Raw genomic sequence first — 21859 nt, 5'->3', positions numbered from 1 at the left:
GGATGGTGAGGAAATATACCTACGGCGCGCTGGCGCTGATGTTCGCGGCCTTCGGTTGCCAGGCAGAGATTACCGAAGCGCAAATTAAGGCCGACTGCGCCAAAATCAGCGGCTACGCAAAACAGGGCGAGACCTTCTACAGCGCGAAAAACTACCCGAAAGCGCGTGAAGCTTTTGAGCAGCAGGCGGCGTGGCTTGAGCAGTGCGAGTTTGGCAAGAATGATCCCAATGATGTGCTAATCGCCACCGCCTACAATAACGTCGCGCTGACCTGGATCCGCCAGGGCGAGTATCGCAAAGCGCAGGCGTGGCTGACCATCATGCCGGATGACGAGAAGTCGAAATATAACCTGTCGCGCATCCAGGACAAACTTGACGCGCTGCCGAAGCCGACCTCCCCTGCCGGTGAGTACTGGCAATATTCCGGACGCAGTGGTTTCCAGATCCTGAAGCTGACATCGCAGGGCAACGACACCTATAAAGCTGACTGGGAGGGCGCCTACTACGGTCTGATGGGGCTCTACTCCGGGCCGAATATCGGCGAGTTCAGTGTAAAAGTGACGCTGAAAGCGGGTAAAGGCGATATCGTCATTTCGGATTTAGGCACTACCTGTAAGATTTCGCTGGCGCTTTTGCCGGATGGAAAAAGTCTCGCCATGAAAACCGACAACATCGACAACTGCGCTTTTGGTCATAACGTCAGCGCCGACGGCACCTATCTGCGCGTCAACTGAGACGCCGGTTTACTCCCCCGGCGCGCAGCGCTACAATTCCCGCCCTAAATTCAGGGGAACTCCCCTGCCGCCCCATGAGAATGGGGCGATCTGACCTGTCATCAGAATGAGATCATCATGTTTAAACCGGAACTTCTCTCCCCGGCGGGAACGCTGAAAAATATGCGTTACGCTTTCGCTTACGGCGCGGACGCCGTTTACGCAGGCCAGCCGCGCTACTCGCTGCGCGTGCGTAATAACGAATTCAACCACGAAAATCTGCAGATCGGCATTAACGAAGCCCACGCGCTCGGTAAGCAGTTTTATGTAGTAGTGAATATCGCGCCGCACAACGCCAAGCTGAAAACCTTTATCCGCGATCTGCAACCGGTGGTGGAGATGGGGCCGGACGCGCTGATTATGTCCGATCCGGGGCTTATCATGATGGTTCGTGAACACTTCCCGCAGATACCGATCCACCTCTCGGTGCAGGCGAATGCCGTCAACTGGGCGACGGTCAAGTTCTGGCAACAGATGGGGCTGACGCGCGTGATCCTCTCCCGCGAACTGTCGCTGGAAGAGATTGCCGAAATCCGCGCCCAGGTGCCGGAGATGGAGCTGGAGATCTTCGTTCATGGCGCGCTGTGCATGGCCTACTCCGGCCGCTGCCTGCTGTCGGGCTATATCAACAAACGCGATCCAAACCAGGGCACCTGCACCAACGCCTGCCGCTGGGAGTATAACGTCCAGGAAGGGAAAGAGGACGCGGTCGGTAATATTGTGCACGTTCACGAGCCAATTCCGGTGCAGAACGTTGAGCCGACCCTCGGCGTTGGCGCGCCGACCGATAAGGTGTTTATGATTGAGGAGGCGCAGCGTCCGGGCGAGTACATGACCGCCTTTGAAGATGAGCACGGCACCTACATCATGAACTCCAAAGATCTACGCGCGATTGCCCACGTTGAACGTCTGACGCAGATGGGCGTGCACTCGCTGAAAATCGAAGGCCGTACCAAATCCTTCTACTACTGCGCGCGCACCGCGCAGGTCTACCGCAAAGCGATTGACGATGCCGCAGCGGGCAAGCCGTTCGATACTTCACTGCTGGAGACGCTGGAAGGGCTGGCGCACCGCGGCTATACCGAAGGCTTCCTGCGCCGTCATACCCATGATGATTACCAGAATTACGACTACGGCTACTCTCTCTCTGAGCGCCAGCAGTTTGTCGGCGAGTTCACCGGCGAGCGCAAAGGCGATCTCGCGGCGGTGCGGGTGAAAAATAAGTTCTCCGTGGGCGACAGCCTTGAATTGATGACGCCGCAGGGCAACGTCAACTTTACGCTGGAGCAGATGGAGAGCGGCAAAGGCGAAGCGATGTCTGTGGCACCAGGAGATGGTTATACCGTATGGCTGCCGGTTCCCCAGGATATGCCTCTGGAGTACGCGCTTTTGATGCGTAATTTCACTGGTCAGACAACCAGAAACCCGCACGGAAAGTAATTTAGCAGGGTTATTCTTACGGTGCGAAGATTCTTAGAATCGGATCACACACCGCCACGTTTAATGCGGTTATTATGCACTCCGCTGAAAAAACATAACCCATAAATGCTGGCTGTACCAGGAACCACCTCCTTAGCCTGCGTAATCTCCCTTACGCAGGCTTATTTTTTTCTCCCTTTATCTGCTTTTTCCACGCCTTCGCTTTTCCTGAGATACACTTTCTTCATGGATTTTTTGTCAGGACGAAGAGAATGAGTACATTTCCCACAAGCTTATTGATCCTTAACGGCAAAAGCGCCGGTGACGAGCCGCTGCGCGAAGCGATAAATTTGCTGCGCGATGAAGGTATGGATATTCAGGTGCGCGTCACCTGGGAAAAAGGCGATGCCGCACGCTATGTTGCAGAAGCACAGCAGCTTGGCGTCGCGACGGTGATTGCTGGCGGCGGTGATGGCACCATCAATGAAGTGGCTACCGCGCTGGTGAATTGCCCGGGAGAGCATAAACCGGTGCTGGGTATTCTGCCCCTTGGCACCGCCAATGATTTCGCTACCAGTACCGCCATCCCGGAAGCGCTGGATAAAGCCTTGCAGCTGGCGATTGTCGGTAAAGCGGTGCCGATTGATATTGCGAAAGTGAACAACGAGACCTGCTTTATCAATATGGCGACGGGCGGTTTTGGAACGCGCATTACCAGCGAAACGCCGGAAAAACTGAAAGCCGCGCTCGGCGGTGTCTCCTATCTGATCCATGGCCTGATGCGTATGGATATGCTGAAATCTGACCATTGCGTGATTCGCGGCGAGGATTTCCACTGGGAGGGTGATGCGCTGGTGATCGGTATTGGCAATGGTCGCCAGGCTGGCGGCGGTCAGCAGCTCTGCCCGGAGGCGCTGATTAATGATGGTCAGTTGCAGCTGCGGATTTTTACCGGCGAAGAGATTATCCCTGCCCTCTTCACTACGCTGACCCAGCAGGAGGAGGATAATCCGCATATTATCGATGGTCACTCGGCGTGGTTTGAGATCACCGCTCCCCATGAAATGACCTTTAACCTCGACGGCGAACCGCTGCGCGGCGAGCATTTCCGTATGGAGGTGCTGCCCAATGCGTTGCAGTGCCGCCTGCCGCCGGATTGCCCGTTGCTGCGATAGCATCTCGTAGGCCGGATAAGCGGTACGCGCCATCCGGCATTCTCTCCGCGGCACCGATTGCCGGATGGCGGCTACGCCTTATCCGGCCTACAAAAACGCGCTTTCAGCGACACCGACTTGGTTTTTATCTGCAATATGACAGCGACGGGGTTGTGTCCCCGCTGAAATCGGCGAACCGAAGCGTGAATGACAAGGTCTGGACGCCATGGATGGCGGACAGAGGCGAACCGAGACAGGATGTCGAGCCGAGCCGGCCGCAGTCAGGCACGCGGGAGGTGAGCGCAGTGCGCAGCACCGATTTCCTCGCGGGGCCGCGGGGATTGATAAGGGGAGCGCGGCCGCTTCCCTTATCCCGTTAACCGCACCGGTGATAAAAATATTCCGCCACACGCCTGGTGAACGGAACCATTCCACCAATCCAACCCTAATGCCTGATGGCGCTACGCTTATCAGGCCTACGCCGTTTCAGCGGCTTCGTTACGGTAGGCCGGATAATGGGCTATATACCGGTGATCAATACGCCGCGACCTCGCGCGCCATCTCGCGGCTATATTGCTGGCTGGCATTCACCAGCATCCGCGTATAATCCGTTTGCGCCGCGCCGCTGACCAGTGCATCCACCGTTAAGGTTTCAAGGATTTTCCCATGCTGCATCACCGCCACCTTCTGGCAGAGATGGGCAATCACCCCCAAATCGTGCGTCACCATCAAATAGGTTAGCTGCGACTCCTGATGCAGCGCCGCCAGCAGGTTGAGGATCTCCGCCTGTACCGAGACATCCAGCGCCGAGGTCGGCTCATCCAGCAGCAGCACGCGCGGCTCCAGAATCAGCGCCCGGGCAATCGCCACGCGCTGACGCTGTCCACCGGAGAGCTGATGCGGATAGCGCTCGCGAAAGGCGCGGCTTAAGCCGACTTTATCCAGCAGCGTGTTGATGCGCCGATCGCGATCGTTAATGCCGTGGATTTGCAGCGGCTCTTCGAGAATATCGCCGATGGTATGGCGCGGATGCAGCGAACCATAAGGGTCCTGAAACACCATCTGCACCAGCCGGCAGCGCGGCCGGCTGAGGCGCTTCTCCAGCGGTTGATCGTTAATCGCCAGCTCGCCCTCCCAGTGGGTAAACAGCCCCGCCAGGCACTTCAGCACCGTGGTTTTGCCCGACCCCGACTCGCCCACCAGGCCATAAATCTCCCCCGGTTGCACGGCAAACGTCACATCGCTCAACACCTGGTTGCGCTTCTCCCCGTCGCCAAACGCCAGGTTCAGGTGGTTTACAGTAATCATATGGCTCTCCTCACTCGCCCAGCCAGCTGGCCTGACGCTGCAACACCGGCAGCACCGGTCGGCGGTTGTGAATTTCCGGCAGGGCGTGGATCAACCCCTGCGTATAGGGGTGCTGCGCGTTATCGAGATCTTTGGCGGCGATAGATTCCACCACGCGCCCGGCATACATCACCAGCACGCGATCGCAGAAGCTGCGCACCAGGTTGATATCGTGGCTGATAAAAATCAGCCCCAGCCCGCGCGATTTAACCAGATCGTCCAGCAGCCCCAGCACCTGCAAACGCACCGACACATCGAGCGCGGAGGTCGGTTCATCGGCAATCACCAGCTCCGGGTCGGTGATCAGCATCATCGCGATCATGATGCGCTGCCCCTGCCCGCCGGAAATTTCGTGAGGATAGAGGTGATAGACCCGCTCAGGCTGGCGAATACGCACCACATCGAGCATCTCCAGCACTTTGGCTTTCGCCGCTTTTTTCTGCCCCGGATGGTGGGTCAGCCAGGCTTCGGCAATCTGATCGCCGACGCACACCACCGGGTTCAGGGAGTACTTCGGGTCCTGCATAATCATCGAGATACGTTTACCGCGCACCTGGCGCATCTGCGCCTCGGTGACCTGTTGCAGATCGATATTGCCAAACTGCATACGCTCGGCGGTGATCCGCGCTTTCGCCGGATGCAGGCGCAGCAGCGCGCGCCCGACGGTGGATTTACCGGAGCCGGACTCGCCGACAATCGCCAGCTTCTCCTGACCGAGGGTAAAAGAGACGCCGCGTACCGCGTGGGTGACCGCGCCTGCGTTGACGAAATCGACGTGCAGGTTGCGCACATCGAGAAGCGGCGAGTTATTCGCTGCGGGGATCGAGGATGTCACGTAAGCCGTCTCCTAAGAAGTTGAACGCCAGGCTGTTGATCAAAATCGCCAGCCCCGGAATGGTCACTACCCACCAGCACTCCATCATGTAGGTGCGCCCGCTGGAGATCATCGCGCCCCACTCCGGATCCGGCGGCTGCGCGCCGAGGCCGAGAAACCCCAGCCCGGCGGCGGTCAGAATGATGCCCGCCATATTCATGGTGATACGGATAATCACCGACGGCAGGCAGAGCGGCACAATGTGTCGCCACAGCACGCGCACTGGCGACGCGCCCTGCAAACGCACCGCTGAGATAAAATCGGCTTGGCGCAGCGACAGGGTTTCCGCCCGTGCCAGCCGCGCAATTGGCGGCCAGGCGGTGAGCGTAATGGCAATCACCACATGCTCAAGGCCGGGGCCGAGGGCGGCGACAAACGCCAGCGCCAGTACCAGGCTCGGAAAGGAGATAAAGATATCGGTGACGCGCATCAGCACCATATCGACTTTGCCGCCAAAGTAACCGGCGGTAACACCGAGCAGCAGGCCGAGCGGGCCGACGGTGACGGAGACCAGCAGCACGATATAGAGCGTAATGCGCGAGCCATAGACCAGCCGGCTGAAGATATCGCGCCCGAACTCATCGGTGCCGAACCAGTGGGCGGCACTCGGCGCGCTCAGGGCATTGTTGAGATCCATTACCAGCGGGTGGTAAGGAGCAATCAGCGGCGCGAAGATCGCCACAATCAACAGCAGCAGGATAATGCTGCCGCCAATAGCGGTGAGGGGGTTGCGCGCCATTTTACCAATAAACCCCGCCGTGCGGCCAAAGCCACGCCTGATGCGCTGGCTGCGTTCGCGGCGGGCGGCTGAAACAGGCGAATCAAATGAGACCGTCATGATTTCGTCCTCGGATCAAAGAGTTGATAGAGCATGTCGGAGAGCAGGTTCAGCAGCACAAAGATCACCCCTACCAGCAGCACGCAGCCCATCACCGCATTCATATCGCCGAGCAGCAGGCTGCCGGTAAGATAGGAGCCAAAACCGGGCCAGGAGAAGACCGTTTCAATCAACACCGCCCCTTCCAGCAGCGAGCCGTAGGCCAGTGCCACCACCGTTAACAGCTGAACAAGAATATTTCGAAAAGCGTGATTCCAGATCACCTGCCGCTCGGTCAGCCCTTTGACCCGCGCGGTGATGATGAACTCCTGCGAGAGCTGCGCCAGCATAAAGCTGCGCGTCATACGGCTAATGTAAGCCAGCGAGTGAAAGCCGAGCAGCGAAGCGGGCAGCACCAGGTGATTAAGCGCGTTCCAGAACACCTGGCCATTGCCCGCCAGCAGCGCATCGACGGTAATCAAGCCGGTGCGACGCGGCACCAGGCCATCCAGCCCGAGATCGAGCCGCCCGGCGCCGCCAACCCAGCCGAGCCAGGCGTAAAACAGCAGCAGCCCCATCATGCCGACCCAGAAAATCGGCGTTGAGTAACCGGCAAGGCTGATGATGCGCACCACGTAATCGGCCACGCTGTTGCGCCGTGCTGCCGCCAGCACGCCAAGAGGAATGCCCAGGCCAGCGCCGACGATAATGGCGAACGTCGCCAGCTCCAGCGTTGCCGGGAAGACGCGCAGAATATCGTCCAGCACCGGTTTGCCGGTCAGCAGCGCATTGCCCAAATTGCCGTGCAGCAGGTTGTTGAGGTAGATACCAAACTGCGTCATCAACGACTGATCAAAGCCGAGCTGGTGGTAAACCTGCTGATAAGTGCTGTGATCGGCATCGGGACCGACAATCGCCAGCACCGGATCGACCGGCATCACGCGGCCAATAAAGAAGGTCAGCAGCAGCAATCCGAACAGGGTGATCGCCACCTGGGTGAGGCGCGTCGAGACCCGACGGGCCCGCGAGCCGGGTGCAAGCAGTAGCATACTCATGGTTTCTCTCCTTCAGCGCCGTCGCGTTTGTAGACTTCACGCAGAAAGGTGGTTGCCGATGGATGCGACTGGAAGTTTTTCACCTCATTGCGCACCACTACCGAATCGACCATTTGTGACAGCGGGATCAGCGCCGGGATCAGCTGGTCATAACGCACCTGAATTTGCTGATAATCCGCCTTCTGTTTGTTTGGATCCCGCTCCAGCAGGGCATGGTCGATCATCTCATTAAGCTGTTTGTCGTAGAAACTGGTGCGCCAGCCCTGGAAGTTGGTCAGCCGGGCTTCATCGCTGTTATCGGGGTTATAGACCAGCGCGCGCAGGCTGGAGTGCGGGTGCGGCTCAACGCCGCTGCCGCCGCGCCCGACCAGCATGTCGAACTTGCGCTCACGCATCGCGCCGTAGATCTGGTTACCAGTGCCGGTGATGATTTTGGCGTTGATGCCGGCCTGCATCAGCGTCGACTGCACGGCAATGGCGATATTGAGAAACGGCTGATCGGCCAGCACCCGCAGCGTGGTATCAAAGCCCTGCGGGTAGCCCGCTTCCGCCAGCAGCTTTTTGGCGCGCGGAATATCGAGCCGATAGCCGGGGTCCGGCAGCGTTGAGGGCATTCCCGCTTTAATCGGCCGCTGGTGCAGCACGCCGTAACCCGGCATCAGCGCATTGTTGATGCCCTGGTAATCAATGAGATAGCGCACCGCTTCGCGCACCTTCGGGTTGGCGAAGTGTGGCTCTTTCATGCTCATCGCCACGTAGTAGACCGTGCCCTTTTGCACCGCCTCGACGGTAACATTCGGGTCTTTTCGCAACGCGTTGATATCCGATACCGCCATATTGTTGGCAATATCGAGATCCCCTTTCGCCAGCATCAGGCGCAGGGTTTGCGACTCCTGAAAATGGCGCAGCACCACGCGGCTCAGCTTCGGCTCTTCTCGCCAGTAGTGCGGGTTACGCTTCATGCGCAGCACATCTTTCGCCTGCCAGGTCTCCAGCATAAACGGCCCGGAGCCCGCTTCATTAGTGGTCAGCCAGCGGTTACCCCAGTCGTTATTTACCGCATGCTGCTGCACGGTTTTGCTGTCGAGCACGCCCAGGTTACCCAACGCGCCGAGCGAGTAGAGCACCAGCTGCGGGTCGTTGGCTTTCGGCAGGGTGATTTTTACCGTGTAGGCATCCGGGGCGCTGATCTGCTGGTCGATATTCTTTTTGCTGAAACCGTAGGATTTCCACACCGATGCCTGCGCGAGGTTAAGGTGCAAAAGCCTGCGCATCGACCAGACCACATCCTCTGCGGTTAAAGGGTTGCCGGAGTGAAATTTCACGTCGTCGCGCAGATGAAAGGTCAGGCTTTTGCCATCCGGGCTGACGCTCCAGCTTTTCGCCAGCGCCGGTTTTACGTTAGTCAGCTCGTTAGGGTCCAGCTCCACCAGCGAGTCGTAGAGATTGACCACGATGCCGACCACTTCATTGCCGGTCATCGCCGCCGGATCGAGGGTCAGCAGGTTGTTCATGTTCATGCCGATGATGAGCTGATCGGGCGGCGTTTTTGCCGCTGCCGCGCCGCTGCCCACCATCAACGAGAGCGCGAGTATGCACGCGCCCGCGAGGGAGTTTTTTTTCATCTATCTGTCGCCTGTAGGGTACGTTTTGCCGGCGGTGACAAGCACACAAACCGGCCCACGCGTCCCGAAAGTCAGTGCTCCCGGGTATTTTTATTGTTCAGTCGTGGCTGACGGTGTTGGCTTCGATAAAGGCAAAGTTGATATCTTCCCCGAGTCCCGGGCGCTGCGGCAGATGCACAAAGCCCTCGTCATCCATCGGGTCGACGATGCTGTTGAGATAAGCAGCGGGCTGGTCGTAGTCGAGGAACGGGTGTAGCAGGCCGCGCTCATACCAGCGGCAGTTGCGGATCGCACCAATGACCGCAAGGCTTGCCGCACCGTTGCCGTGCACTTCACAATCCATGCCGAAGGATTCGGCGAGGTTCGCCACTTTTAGCGTCGGCGAAATGCCGCCCACACCGTTTGCACCGGCGCGCAGGATGTCGCAGGCGCCCGCTTTAACCCAGTCAGCGCGGCTGTGGTGTTTTCCGCCAAGACTCTCCGGGCCGATGATCGGAATCGATAAGTTCTCCGCCAGCCAGGCGTAAGAGGACATGCTCTCCTCCTCCATCGGCTCTTCAAACCAGGCGAAGTTGAGCTTCTCCAGCTCTTTGCCAATCCACAACGCTTCGGTACGGCTGTACCAGTGGTAGCCATCAATCATCAGATCGATATCGGGCCCGACTGCTTCACGCACCGCGGCGCAGGCTTTGATATCCATTTTCGGGTTCGGCGCGAACTTCACCGGCGGCATCCAGGTGTGCAGCTTGATAGCCTTATAGCCGCGCGCCACCAGCGTTTCGGCAAAGGTCGCGTACTCTTCCGGCGTGGAGAGACCGCCTTCGAGATCGTCGCCGCACATGGTGCTGCCGTACGCCGGGACTTTATCGCGGTAGCCGCCGAGCAGTTTATAGACCGGCATATTGAGCTTGCGGCCAATCAAATCCCACAGCGCCTGCTCAACAAACGAGAGCGCGCGTTCGGTCAGCTGATGCGCGCTGCCGCGCTGCCAGTGCACCAGATCCTGCCAGATACGCTCGCGGTTAAAGGGATCCTGGCCGACCATCACTTTGCGGAAGAATGCGGTGAGCACAAACGGACGTACCACTTCCGGCGGGGCGAATGAGTAACCGGTGCTGCCGTCGTCTGCGGTGATGGTTAACATCGCCATCTTCGCCTGCGTCTCCGGCCCCGGATGGGAGTGCCCGGCGCTGTCAGAGACCCGTCGCGTAGGGTGCTGAAAGACGGTGACGTTTACAGATTCAATTTTCATTCCGTATCCTTGAGTTTTGAAAAGCTGTTTCAGAACAAAATATATGCACAAAACCTGGTCACATCCTCGGACAAATAGCGCTAAGCGGCGACCATTTTTTGGGCATGCGCACAAGGATGCGTGATACTTTTCACAAAAGGTTACGGAAATGTGATCGGAGTCCGTGGGGGAAAGACGCGCAGGAGAGAGAAAGCCCCCTTCCTGGCGGAAAGGGGCAACAACGGAGATTAGGCGATGGTGATCTTCTCGTCGAGATAGACATCCTGCACGGCGTTAATTAGCTTCACGCCGTCGGCCATCGTTTTCTTAAACGCTTTACGCCCGAGGATCAACCCCATGCCGCCGGCACGTTTGTTGATCACCGCCGTGCGTACCGCCTCGGTGAGATCCGCCTCGCCGCCGGAAGCACCACCAGAGTTGATAAGCCCTGCGCGACCCATATAGCAGTTGGCTAACTGGTAGCGCACCAGATCGATCGGGTTGTCGCTGGTGAGCTTGCTGTAGACGCGCTCATCGGTATAGCCGAATTTCACCGCGTTATAGCCGCCGTTATTCTCCGCCATCTTCTGCTTCACGATATCCGCGCCGATGGTGGCAGCAATGTGGTTTGCCTGGCCGGTGAGATCCGCTGAAACATGGTAATCGACGCCATCTTTCTTAAACGCGGAGTTGCGCAGGTAGGCCCACAGCACCGTCACCATGCCCAGTTCGTGAGCGCGCTCAAAGGCGGTGGAGATCTCTTCAATCTGGCGGCGGGATTCCGGCGAGCCAAAGTAGATGGTCGCGCCAACCGCTACCGCACCCATATTGAACGCCTGCTCGACGCTGGCGTAGTAGGTCTGATCATAAGTGGTCGGGTAGCTGAGGGTTTCGTTATGGTTGAGTTTCACGAGGAAGGGAATGCGGTGGGCATAACGGCGGGAGACCGAAGCCAGCACGCCATAGGTTGATGCCACACAGTTACAGCCCGCTTCAATCGCCAGCTCAACGATATTTTTCGGGTCAAAGTAGAGCGGGTTGGCGGCAAACGACGCGCCTGCCGAGTGCTCAATACCCTGATCGACCGGCAAAATGGAGAGATACCCCGTGCCTGCCAGCCGCCCGTGGTTGTAAAGGGTCTGCATGTTTCGCAACACCGCAGGCGGGCGGTTGTTGTCGATCATCACGCGGTCGACGTAGTCGTGTCCGGGCAGATAGAGCTGGTCGGCAGGAATGGTCATGCAACGGTGTTGCAGAAGGCTGTCGGCGTCTTTGCCAAGTAACTGCACAATATCAGTCATTACAATGCTCCCGTAAGCTTGCGCTTCGCGAATTGGATTGTCCTTACCCACCTTGCCTGGCGATGGGCAAACTAAGCCTGGTACTCTGGCGTCAGAATGTCCACCGCCCGGCATTTTTTCAGCTTATTCTGCTGGCACGTTTCGGTTTCTGATTTACCACCACTGATGGAAGTGGTGAACCGGGCCGATACCCTCTCCCACTTCAAGCGTATCGGCCTGTGCCAGCGCAGCGGTAAGCCACGTTTTCGCCTCTGCAACCGTTTCAGCCCAGCCGGTATGGCGCGGTCGCAGCGCCGCCAGCGCCGCCGAGAGCGTGCAGCCTGTGCCATGGGTGTTTTTTGTTGCAATGCGCACGGTGGTAAAGCGCTGTGCGCCGTCGCGAGTGAAGAGCCAGTCGGGGCTTTCGGCGTCGTCCAGATGACCGCCCTTCATCAATACCGCTTCACAACCGAGTGCTAACAGGGCTTCGCCCTGCTCATGCATCTCGCGCTCGCTGCGCGCATGGGGCGCATCTAACAGCGCCGCCGCTTCCGGAAGATTGGGCGTGATAAGGGAAACCTGCGGCAGTAAATGCTGACGCAGGGCGGCGACCGCCGCAGGGGATAACAGTGGATCGCCGCTTTTCGCCAGCATTACCGTATCCAGCACCACATTGCGCACCCGGTAATGGCGTAGACGCTCTGCCACCGCTTCCACAATATCGGTTTCCGCCAGCATGCCGATTTTGGTGGTGTCGATACGCACATCGCTCAGCACGGAGTCCAGCTGGGCGGCAACAAAATCAGGCTCGATTCGGTACACCGACTGCACGCCGCAGGTGTTTTGCGCCACCAGCGCGGTGATCACCGAACAGCCATAAGCCCCCAGCGCCGAAAAGGTTTTCAAATCCGCCTGGATCCCCGCCCCGCCACTGGGGTCGGTGCCAGCAATGGTTAAGGCATTAATCCGTTTCATTACTCCCCCTCCCCGTTTGCCGCCAGCGCATCAAGAAAGGCGGGGACGAAACTGCCAGGGCCAACGCTCTGCTTCACCGCCTGGCTGCCCGCCAGCTTCATGATCCGGCAGGCCGAGGCGACATTGAGCCGTCGCTCACCTGGTAAGGCGCAACAGGCGGCCACCACGGCCGAGAGCGCGCATCCGGTGCCGACCACGCGCGTCATCAGCGGATCGCCGCCGCTGACGCTGAGGATTTCTCTACCATCGGTGATGTAATCAATCTCACCGGTGACGGCGACCACCGCGCCGCTCTGTTGCGCCAGCTGCTGCGCGGCAGGCAGGGCCGCCAGCGCGCTATCGGTCGTATCAACACCGCGCCCGCCGCCCGGCATACCGGCCAGGGCAAGGATTTCAGAAGCGTTGCCGCGGATGGCTGCGGGGCGTAAGGAGAGGAGTTGTTGGCAGAAACCCGTGCGAAAGGTGAGTGCGCCAACGGCAACCGGGTCGAGCGACCAGGGCGTTTGCGCACGGTTGGCGCTCTCAATTGCGGCGTGCATTGCCTCAGCGCGTTCGCGCGTCAGGGTGCCGACATTGATCAGCAAGGCATCAGCGATGGCGCTGAACTGCTGCGCCTCTTCACGATCGATTACCATCGCCGGTGAGGCGCCGAGCGAGAGCAGGACGTTGGCGGTAAAGGTTTGCACGACATCATTTGTCATACAGTGAACAAGCGGGGAGTGTGTACGGAGTTGCTGTAACACGTGTGCAGAGTGCACAGGCTCAAGCAGGTCAGGTTGCATCTTTTTTGCTCCTGCCCGGCGTGAAGAAGGGATGCCGGGCAGGCATCTGACTTCCCTACGCTGGCATTATCCAGATCAGGTGGTACGGGTATTTCTCAGCCTTCACGCAGAAGGGCACCCCGAGTCATAACATCAATAAATTGTGGTGAAACCGTTCAGTAGCTTAATGCTGGCAGCGTCATGTGTAAATGCGCATTTGCCCGCGCAGTCAGTGGCGAATCTGCGCCAGCTCCGCTTCGGTAAGCCCGGTCATGCTCATCACCGTGCTGCGATCGAGGCCGTTTTGCAGCATCGTCCGGGCGATGCGGAACGCCTCTTCTTTGCGCCCCTTCTCAATACCGCGCTGCTCGCCGATCTCAAGGCCTATTGCGATACCTATTTGTTCAAGCTGCTGTGCAATTGTCATCAATTGGTCCTCATGCTGTGGCGCCTTTAACGCCAGTTCACGTACGAAGGCGTGCGCATCTACTGTCTCGCCGACGTACACCAGATAGTTTATCAGCGAAGCTAATTGCTGTCGTGTGATGTATTCATTCACCAACAGCGTCGCGAGCCGGTCCAGAATTTCGCTTAAGTCGCGCTGGTGAATATGTTTTTGTAACAGCGTCAGCGCCGCCATGCTGCGGTGATTCATTATTTCGTTATCCGGGATCACCGAGACATCAACGAGCGGAAAACTGCTGCTGTATAGCTCTTGTGCGGTAGTTGGACTGACAAACAGCTCTAACCAGTTCGTTGACCACGGATAAGGGGTGCGCTTTCCAGTATAAAAAAGCAGGGGTATAACTAACGGTAGCGATTTATGCCCGGCATCAAGGTGCCTTTGCATTGCGGCAATCGCGTAACGCAGTAACCGAAACGCCATATGGCGATCGGGGGTGGATTGATGCTCAATGAGCACATGGATATACCCCTCCCCTGCGCGTGTTTTCAGGCTGTAGAGCACGTCGCTGTAATAAGCCCGCAGGTTCTCTTCGACGAAACTGCCCGACTCCAGCCTGAGCGTACGTAAATCGCAGAGTGCCAGTAAATGCGTGGGCAGATGCAGTTCGATAAAATCCCTGGCCGTCGTCGGGTTGGTCAGAAACTGTTTGAATGCCGCATCGTGCGGCGTGGGGGTGCTCTTTGTTTTGCATTGCGTGGTCGTATCGGACATCAAGGGTTTGCCTCCCTGGCTTACGTTATTTCCCTCTAAATATCACTAAAATCTGACCACGCCTAGCTGTGCTTTTTCTGAAAAAAATCAATTACCTTTTCCTGTTATTTCATCAGCTTATGCGCAATAACCTGCAATTGCTGAGCGATCTCCTGCAGGTTAGCGCTCTGCTCCTGCAATGCGCCGGTAGAGTGACGCACAATCAGCCGGGCGGGCAATACGGATGAACTACGGGCGGCATCGCCGTGGCCGCTGTCGAGCAGACGACGCACCGCCTCTTTGCCCTGCAAATCAAGATCCAGAGAAACGGTGGTTAACGACGGGTGGAAGAAGGAGCTTTCATAGGTGTCGTCGTAACCGATCACCGATTTCTCGCCGGGGATGGCGATCTGATGTTGATGAAACGCGCTCAGCACGCCGAGCGCCATCTGATCATTACCGACCAGTACGGCGGTAAAGTTGGGCGTTTCGCGCAGCATTTGCAGTGCGCCTGCGTAACCGCTCTGCGCATCCCAGTTGCCGTGGAACACCTTCACCGGTTTCAGGCCGTAGCTATCAAGCGTATCCACCCAGCTTTTCAGCCGAAGCTTTGCCGAGACGGAGCTTTCAGGCCCCGCCAACAGCGCGATATCGCGGTGGCCCAGATCGTAGAGATGTTTGACGCTCGCACGGGTGCCGTCCGCCGGATTAAATGAGACGTTAAACACCGAGCTATAAGGGTCAACATCGAGGAACAGGCAAACAATGTCATCATTGTCAGCCGCTATACGTTGGGCTTCATCGGTCTCCAGCGGCACGTTAATGATCACCTTATCGACCAGCTGCGACTTCAGTTCGTTGATCGCCGACTGGATATCATGATTGACGTTCTCATCAATCATTGAGATCAGCACCTGGTAGCCGTCGAGATTGGCATAGCGTTTTACCGCCGCCGCCACCTGTGAAGGGGCATGCAGCGCCAGCGAGGTGGTGACAAGCCCAAGGGTATGACTCTGCTTACCGACCAGCTGTTGCGCCAGCCGGTTCGGCACATAACGCAGCAACTCTATCGCTTTCTCAACCTTGAGACGCGTGGCTTCGGATACATTGGCAGATTTATTGAGTACCCTGGACACGGTCTGATAGGAGACACCCGCATGGCGGGCAACGTCTTCCAACGTCGCGCTTTTAGACTTCATGGTCCGGTTCCTTATGTTGTTATGCGCCAATTGTAACAGGGCAGATCAAAAAAAACGCTCACCGCTCATTTCCTCGCCGCTTTAGCCACCAATAAGTATCACGCTCACAATACGCATAAATGTGAACGAATTCTCCACTTGTAACAAAAATCGCTGATTTATTTGCAGTTAATCACACATTTTAGATCCTCAGTTTGCCTGTTTTTACAATTAAGCATTTTATGACTGCGATTATGTGAACGTAATACAAAACAATAAGAGGAACACGATGAAGACTCCACTACGCACACTCTCTCTTGCGTTAGCCGCTGCGCTGACCTCAACCTCGCTGATGGCGGCCACCTCGGTACCCATCGATTTTCACGGCTACCTGCGCGGCGGCGTGGGCGTGTCGGGCGATGGCGGCCAGGTGGAGTGGCAGAAAAATAAGATCGGTCGTCTGGGCAATGAATCTGACACCTACGGCGAGCTTGAACTGGGCTCGGAAGTCTACAAAAAAGATGACGTCAGCTTTTACCTCGACAGCATGGTCAGCATGGTGTCCGATGGCTCCAACGATAACGAGACCACTATCGGCGACGATGCTCAGTTCGGCTTACGCCAGCTGAACCTGCAGATCAAAGGGCTGATCCCCAACGATCCCAACGCGGTGATCTGGGGCGGTAAACGCTACTATCAGCGCCACGATCTGCACATTATCGATACCAAATACTGGAATATCTCCGGCTCCGGCGCGGGGATCGAAAACTACACCTTCGGGCCGGGCGCTGTCTCTTTTGCGTGGATCCGTGGCGATGCCAATGACGTGGATTACCGCGTTGATAACGACAATGACGTCAATATCAACTATCTCGACTTGCGTTATGCCGGCTGGAAACCGTGGGCGGGCGCGTGGACGGAGTTTGGCATTGATTACGCCATGCCGAATCCCACCAAAAAGCAGAAGGCCTACGGCGGGTTGTATGACGCGGATGATGGCGTGATGCTGACCGGTGAAATCAGCCAGGATATACTCGGCGGCTATAACAAGCTGGTGTTGCAGTACGCCAACAAAGGGCTGGCGCAGAATATGGTGTCGCAGGGCGGCGGCTGGTACGACATGTGGAACTATGTCAACGACGCTACCGGCTATCGCGTGATCAACACCGGGCTTATCCCAATCACCGACCGCTTCTCCTTTAACCATGTGTTGACCTACGGCGCGGCTGAAGATACCACTGCCTTTACCGACAAATCCCGTCTTGTGTCGCTGGTTGGCCGTGCGCAGTATCAATTCACCGAATATGTGCGTCTAATTGGTGAAGTGGGCGGCTTTTACCAAAAAGATAACTACAAAAACGGCACCAACTATAAGCAGAGCGGCGAGAAGTACACTATCGCGCTGGGTCTTGCTGACGGTGCCGATTTTATGTCGCGTCCGGAGTTGCGCCTCTTCGCCTCTTATTTAAATGACTCTGAAGATGGCAAAGCATTTGAAGATGGCACCAAAAATAACACCTGGAACTTTGGTGTGCAGGTGGAAGCCTGGTGGTAAATAAGTGCGATATTTTTTTCGCCTTTATTAACCCACTCTGTTAGTAAAATCGTTATTTATCTCTGAGCCTTGCAGGTTTATATTGCCACTGCGTTCGTTATTGTTTATTTGGGATACCCATTCGGGTATCCCTTTTTTATTACTAACGAGCAGAGAAACGCTCATCGAGTAATTTACGCAGTGCATCAGATTGCTTGCCAAAAATAGCATGTACCTGTTGGCCGAGAATAATGACGCCCAGCGCACCCTCATCCTGTAGCGTCTGCGAATCGACCCGGGTTAACTCTTTTACCGTGACGCGCAGGCGTGTCAGACAGGCATCAACCTGTTCAATATTTGCCTCACCGCCAAACGCCGCGGCCAGTCGCTCAATTTTCAACACCTCAGCGTCGCTGAGCGGGGTGGCCGGTTTGGCCTCAGAGAAGTAATGCAGGAAGGATTTAAGGCTTACCATTGCAGGTCTCCGTAATCAGCAGATAAAAAAACGCCTGCCCGGATGGGCAGGCGCGCAGAGTGGGCTTAGGCGTCGCGGCGAACGACGCGGCAATCCCAGGGTTTGAGCACCAGCGCACCGCTGACGGCGGCGTCACTCAGACAGTCGTGATAACCCGGCGGCAGCGTGATGCTCTGCTGCTGCGCGGTGAAGTTCTGAATAAAGACAAACGCCTGTTCACCATCTTCCCGCGCGGTCGCCACCACGCCCGGCGGTAGCTCAACGTTAAGCGCACGCGGCAGCGACAGCGTGTCGATGAGATTGGCGAAGAAGTCCCGCTGGAAGGCGAGATCGTTACGCGAGGCGACATGCCAGGCTTTGCCCTTGCCGAAGGCGTTGACCGTGACCGCCGGGCGACCGGCATAAAAATCATCCCGGTAGGTTGCCAGCGGCTGCGCGCCCTCAAGCTGAATCAGCTCGCAGAGATGGCGCACCTGATATGGCCCCTGTAAGCTCGCTTCGTTGCCCGCCAGCCCCTGCACCAGGTTGCGTTCCTGGTCGTCGAGACAGTCGATCTCCTCTGCCCAGATGCCGAGCAGGTTGCGCAGCGGGCCGGGGAAACCGCCCAGATGGCAGAGATCGCTCTCATTGACCACGCCGCTCCAGTAGGACGTGACCAGATGACCGCCGCTGGCGACAAAAGTCTCGGCGCGTTCAGCGAAGCCGTCGCGCACCATGTAGAGCATCGGGGCGATAACTAAATGGTAGCGGCTGAGATCGGCATCGGCATTAATCACATCTACCGCTACGCCCTTCTCCCAGAAGGGTCGGTAGTGTTCATTGACCGTTTTTTCGTACTCCATGCCCTTGTTGCGCGGCCCCTGCGCATCATCCAGCGCCCAGCGGTTCTGCTGGTCGAAGATAATCGCCACTCGCGCCTCGGTGCGACAGCCCATAACCGGGGTCAGCTTGCTGAGCATCTCGCCGAGAGCGGAGACTTCACGGCCAACGCGGGTATCAAGATGGCCGACGTGATCAATCACTGCGCCGTGGAACTTCTCCACCGAGCCACGGCTTTTGCGCCACTGGAAGTACTGCACCGAATCGGCGCCGTGCGCCACCGCCTGCAAAGAGGAGAGAATGTGCATGCCCGGCTTTTTCAGCTTGCTGGTTGGCTGCCAGTTAGTGACGCTCGGCGTTGACTCCATCAGCACGAAGGGCTTGCCGCCTTTCAGCGTGCGCATCATGTCGTGATACATGGCGGTGTAGCAGGCGAGCTGGGTTTCATCTTTATCGCGGTGCCACATCGGGTAGCTGTCCCAGGAGATAAAGTCGATCGCCTCCGCAAGCTGCCAGTAGTCGTAGTCGTAGAAGTACTCCATAAAGTTGGTGGTCACCGGCAGCGCCGCGTTGGCGGCCTTCAGCGGGGCGACTTCATGACGGCAGAAATCGGTCACCTGGGCGGTGTTAAAACGCCGCCAGTCGAGATTCAGGCCATGAATAGAGACTTCGCCCTGCGGCGCAGGGGACTCGATTTGCGACCAGTCGCTGTAGGTGTGGCTCCAGAAGTCGCTCCACCAGGCGTGGTTCAGCGCCTCCAGCGTCTGGTAGCGCGCCTTCAGCCAGTCGCGGAACTTCTGCTGGCATAAATCGCAGTGGCACTCGCCGCCATACTCATTGGAGATATGCCAGCCGAGCACCGCCGGATGCTGCCCGTAGCGCTCCGCCAGCAGCGTATTGATCTTCAGCGTCTTTTCACGGTAGACCGGCGAACTCATACAGTGGTTGTGGCGACCGCCATGCAGTGCGGGCACGCGATCGCGCCCGACGCGCAGCACTTGCGGGTATTTTTGCGACATCCATGCCGGACGCGCGCCGCTTGGCGTAGCGAGAAATATATGGATACCGGCGGCATATAATTTTTCTATGACCTCATCGAGCCAGGCGAAATTAAATACCCCCTCCTGCGGCTCGAGTTTCGACCAGCTAAATATTCCGACCGACATCACATTACATTTTGCCTGCTGCATCATGGCAATATCGCTATCGATAATACCGGGATAGTTTTCCCACTGCTCCGGGTTATAGTCCGCGCCATGCAATAGCGAGACGACCTTCGGGCTTAAAGGCGCAAATTTATTCATTATTCATTCCTGAAATTTACAACACGATAATTAATTAAAGACTTTCACCGACGGCAGCACTTTTCCCTGGCAATCAAACAGCGCCTGGTTTTCTCGCGCATTGCCCTCTTTCCAGTGGTCATTGATATATTTCATACCGGCGGGCGTGGCCCAGCCGTTGCCCGGCACGGCAATCCAGGTCGGTTCCCAGTAGAAAATGCCCTTGCCGCGCTGGCCCTGCACATTAATGACCGACTGCATTAAATCGTGCACATAGTCATACTGCCCCTGCACCGTCGCCGGGTAGCCGCCCGCTTTCTCCTCTTTCGCCTGGAAGCTGTTCTCAGCGTTATCGCAGTTCGCCAGCGTATAGGCGTAGGCCGCTTCGACGACAATGACATCTTTGTTGTAGCGCTTGCTGATGTCATCCATATTGGCCTGCAGGGCGCTGATTGGCCCGTTCCAGTAGGTGTACATCGACAGGCCAATCACATCGAAAGGCACGTTGCGTTTGGTTATCTCATCAAACCACCAGCGGAAGGTGTCATTTTTGGTGCCTTCGGCGAGGTGCAGCATGATCTTCACCTGCTCGCCGTTATTCTGGTTCTCTTTGACCCCATCGATTCCGGCCGTGAGCAATCCGGCTAACCGGTCAAACTCGCCGCCGCCCTGCCCCCAGCTTTTGCCCTCCGGCCAGAGCATACCGCCGTTGATCTCATTGCCGATCTGCACCATATCCGGCAGCACGCCCGCTTGCTTAAACTGCGCAATCGTGTCGCGGGTGTAGTCATGCACGCGGCTTTTAAGTTGCGGATAGTCGAGCTTCTCCCAGGCTTTCGGCTTGAACTGCTTGCCCGGATCGGTCCAGAAATCGCTGTAGTGCAGATCGAGCAGCAGCTTCATGCCCTGCGCTTTTGCCCGCTTCGCCAGCGCAAGGATGGTGGCGAGATCGTTATCGCCGCCGCCATAGGCATTGCCCTGCGCATCTTTCGGGTCGACCCACAGCCGCAGGCGCACATAGTTGACGCCGTTGGCTTTCAGAATGGCCAGCGCATCCTGCGGCTGGTTTTTGTCGTTATAGAATTTCGCCCCGTGCTTTTCCGCATCGAGCAGCGTGGAGATATCCGCCCCTTTAATAAAGTCGGCGGGCATTTGGGTAAACGGGCGCGTGGTCACTGCGCTGGCAGAAAAACTGGCAGCGAGGCATACCGCCAGCAGAGCGGGAGTCAGTCTTTTCATATGCTTATCCTTTTGTACTGCCGGAGGTGAGGCCGGAGACGAAGTATTTTTGTAACGCCAGGTAGAGGATCGCCACCGGCACCGCAATCAGCACCGCACCCGCGGCGTAAGTGGTGTAGCTGGCACCCATTTTTTGCGCCACCAGGTTATAGAGCCCAATCGGCAGCGTGTATTTATCCGGCGTGCGCAAAATGGTGCTCGAGAGAATGAAATCCCCCAGCGGGCCGGTGAAGGAGAAGAGCGCCACTACCGCGATAATCGGTTTCGACAGCGGCAGGATGATCTCAATAAAGATGCGGAAGTTGCTGGCACCATCCATGCGCGCGGACTCATCAAGATCGCGCGGAATGGCATCCAGGTAGCCCTTCATCAGATAGGTGTTCATCGGGATCATCCCGGCCACGTAGATCAGCACCAGCGCCATATGGCTGTTGATAAGCCCGAGCAGCTGCGAGAGAACGAAAATCGCAATCAGCGCCGAGAACTGCGGGATCATCTGCAACAGCAGAAAGAGCATCAGCCCGTTCTGGCGCCCTTTAAAGCGAAAGCGCGAAAAGGCGTAGGCGGTAAAGCTGACGCTGATTAAGGTCAGGATCATCGTCAGCAGGCTGATCTTCATCGAGTTCCAGTACCAGGTGAGGTAGTTCACCTGGCCGTTAAAGAGATCGGCATAGTGCTGGAACGAGAGATTTTCCGGGATGATCGAGGTGCTGAGCAGGCTGTTGCCGGCATTCAGCGACGCGCCAATCGTCCACACCAGCGGGTAGATAATTGTCAGCGATACCGCTGCTATCACCAGCCAGGAGAGCGTCAGGCGAATAACCTTCTCGCGGCGAATACTTTGTGATTGAGCCATTTTCTTCC

At 57.3% G+C, this 21859-nt stretch carries 19 protein-coding genes and 1 riboswitch; of the genes, 4 read left to right on the top strand and 15 right to left on the bottom strand.

Features of this window, described 5'->3' with window-relative positions:
* Positions 1 to 2 precede the first annotated feature (2 nt).
* From ABIC80_RS02365 to yegS, 3 genes are all read left to right on the top strand, one after another.
* On the top strand, positions 3 to 734 hold the full coding sequence (locus tag ABIC80_RS02365) for a tetratricopeptide repeat protein (RefSeq protein ID WP_429175292.1): 732 nt from the start codon (positions 3 to 5) through the stop codon (positions 732 to 734).
* Between the two features lie 117 nt (positions 735 to 851).
* Positions 852 to 2213, top strand: coding sequence for a tRNA 5-hydroxyuridine modification protein YegQ (gene yegQ, locus ABIC80_RS02360; RefSeq protein ID WP_429175289.1), 1362 nt, complete (start codon positions 852 to 854; stop codon positions 2211 to 2213).
* A 251-nt stretch (positions 2214 to 2464) separates the two neighbouring features.
* The gene (gene yegS, locus ABIC80_RS02355) at positions 2465 to 3367 is read left to right on the top strand and encodes a lipid kinase YegS (protein WP_312277926.1); all 903 of its coding nucleotides are present in this window, start codon (positions 2465 to 2467) and stop codon (positions 3365 to 3367) included.
* A gap of 513 nt (positions 3368 to 3880) precedes the next feature.
* Here the strand turns inward: yegS and ABIC80_RS02350 are convergent.
* The 11 genes from ABIC80_RS02350 to ABIC80_RS02300 all read right to left on the bottom strand — a co-directional run bounded on the left by ABIC80_RS02350 (position 3881) and on the right by ABIC80_RS02300 (position 15666).
* Positions 3881 to 4654 (bottom strand): ABC transporter ATP-binding protein, encoded by a 774-nt coding sequence (locus ABIC80_RS02350; protein WP_429175286.1) that lies wholly within the window; start codon positions 4652 to 4654, stop codon positions 3881 to 3883.
* 10 nt (positions 4655 to 4664) lie between these two features.
* Positions 4665 to 5528 carry an ABC transporter ATP-binding protein gene (locus ABIC80_RS02345; protein WP_200133819.1) on the bottom strand — a complete coding sequence of 288 codons (864 nt, stop codon included), beginning with the start codon at positions 5526 to 5528 and terminating at the stop codon, positions 4665 to 4667.
* On the bottom strand, positions 5500 to 6405 hold the full coding sequence (locus tag ABIC80_RS02340) for an ABC transporter permease (protein WP_124967850.1): 906 nt from the start codon (positions 6403 to 6405) through the stop codon (positions 5500 to 5502). The genes ABIC80_RS02345 and ABIC80_RS02340 overlap by 29 nt, the downstream gene beginning before the upstream one ends.
* Positions 6402 to 7439: an ABC transporter permease gene (locus ABIC80_RS02335; RefSeq protein WP_023478569.1), complete on the bottom strand. Its 1038-nt coding sequence runs from the start codon at positions 7437 to 7439 to the stop codon at positions 6402 to 6404. Before ABIC80_RS02335 ends, ABIC80_RS02340 begins: the two co-directional genes overlap by 4 nt.
* On the bottom strand, positions 7436 to 9064 hold the full coding sequence (locus tag ABIC80_RS02330) for an ABC transporter substrate-binding protein (protein WP_429175283.1): 1629 nt from the start codon (positions 9062 to 9064) through the stop codon (positions 7436 to 7438). Before ABIC80_RS02330 ends, ABIC80_RS02335 begins: the two co-directional genes overlap by 4 nt.
* Positions 9065 to 9161: 97 nt before the next feature.
* Positions 9162 to 10316, bottom strand: a complete 1155-nt coding sequence (locus tag ABIC80_RS02325; protein ID WP_305208054.1) for a mandelate racemase family protein — start codon at positions 10314 to 10316, stop codon at positions 9162 to 9164.
* Positions 10317 to 10543: 227 nt separating this feature from the next.
* Positions 10544 to 11596 carry a class I fructose-bisphosphate aldolase gene (gene fbaB, locus ABIC80_RS02320; RefSeq protein ID WP_023478565.1) on the bottom strand — a complete coding sequence of 351 codons (1053 nt, stop codon included), beginning with the start codon at positions 11594 to 11596 and terminating at the stop codon, positions 10544 to 10546.
* Between the two features lie 153 nt (positions 11597 to 11749).
* Entirely contained in the window at positions 11750 to 12550 is an 801-nt protein-coding gene (gene thiD / locus ABIC80_RS02315) for a bifunctional hydroxymethylpyrimidine kinase/phosphomethylpyrimidine kinase (RefSeq protein ID WP_429175280.1), read from the bottom strand.
* Entirely contained in the window at positions 12550 to 13332 is a 783-nt protein-coding gene (gene thiM / locus ABIC80_RS02310) for a hydroxyethylthiazole kinase (RefSeq protein ID WP_429175277.1), read from the bottom strand. The genes thiD and thiM overlap by 1 nt, the downstream gene beginning before the upstream one ends.
* Before the next feature lie 35 nt (positions 13333 to 13367).
* A riboswitch (TPP riboswitch) is annotated at positions 13368 to 13464 on the bottom strand.
* A gap of 76 nt (positions 13465 to 13540) precedes the next feature.
* Entirely contained in the window at positions 13541 to 14488 is a 948-nt protein-coding gene (locus ABIC80_RS02305; protein ID WP_429175275.1) for an Rpn family recombination-promoting nuclease/putative transposase, read from the bottom strand.
* 104 nt (positions 14489 to 14592) lie between these two features.
* On the bottom strand, positions 14593 to 15666 hold the full coding sequence (locus ABIC80_RS02300) for a LacI family DNA-binding transcriptional regulator (RefSeq protein ID WP_429175272.1): 1074 nt from the start codon (positions 15664 to 15666) through the stop codon (positions 14593 to 14595).
* A gap of 268 nt (positions 15667 to 15934) precedes the next feature.
* Here ABIC80_RS02300 and ABIC80_RS02295 point away from each other — a divergent pair, with 268 nt between their 5' ends.
* Entirely contained in the window at positions 15935 to 17200 is a 1266-nt protein-coding gene (locus tag ABIC80_RS02295) for a maltoporin (RefSeq protein ID WP_429175269.1), read from the top strand.
* A gap of 142 nt (positions 17201 to 17342) precedes the next feature.
* On the opposite strand, the gene ABIC80_RS02290 is transcribed toward ABIC80_RS02295, so the two are convergent.
* From ABIC80_RS02290 to ABIC80_RS02275, 4 genes are all read right to left on the bottom strand, one after another.
* On the bottom strand, positions 17343 to 17654 hold the full coding sequence (locus ABIC80_RS02290) for a glucose PTS transporter subunit EIIB (RefSeq protein ID WP_429175266.1): 312 nt from the start codon (positions 17652 to 17654) through the stop codon (positions 17343 to 17345).
* 65 nt (positions 17655 to 17719) lie between these two features.
* Entirely contained in the window at positions 17720 to 19777 is a 2058-nt protein-coding gene (locus ABIC80_RS02285) for a beta-galactosidase (protein ID WP_429175263.1), read from the bottom strand.
* 30 nt (positions 19778 to 19807) lie between these two features.
* Positions 19808 to 20995, bottom strand: coding sequence for a glycoside hydrolase family 53 protein (locus ABIC80_RS02280; RefSeq protein ID WP_429175260.1), 1188 nt, complete (start codon positions 20993 to 20995; stop codon positions 19808 to 19810).
* Between the two features lie 4 nt (positions 20996 to 20999).
* Positions 21000 to 21851: a sugar ABC transporter permease gene (locus ABIC80_RS02275; RefSeq protein ID WP_042716650.1), complete on the bottom strand. Its 852-nt coding sequence runs from the start codon at positions 21849 to 21851 to the stop codon at positions 21000 to 21002.
* Positions 21852 to 21859 lie beyond the last annotated feature (8 nt).

This window comes from Kosakonia sp. 1610, assembly GCF_050435845.1.
GTDB classification, from domain to species: Bacteria; Pseudomonadota; Gammaproteobacteria; order Enterobacterales; family Enterobacteriaceae; genus Kosakonia; species Kosakonia cowanii.
Note: the sequence above shows the minus strand (reverse complement) of the source record. Positions and strands in the feature narration are given on the sequence as shown.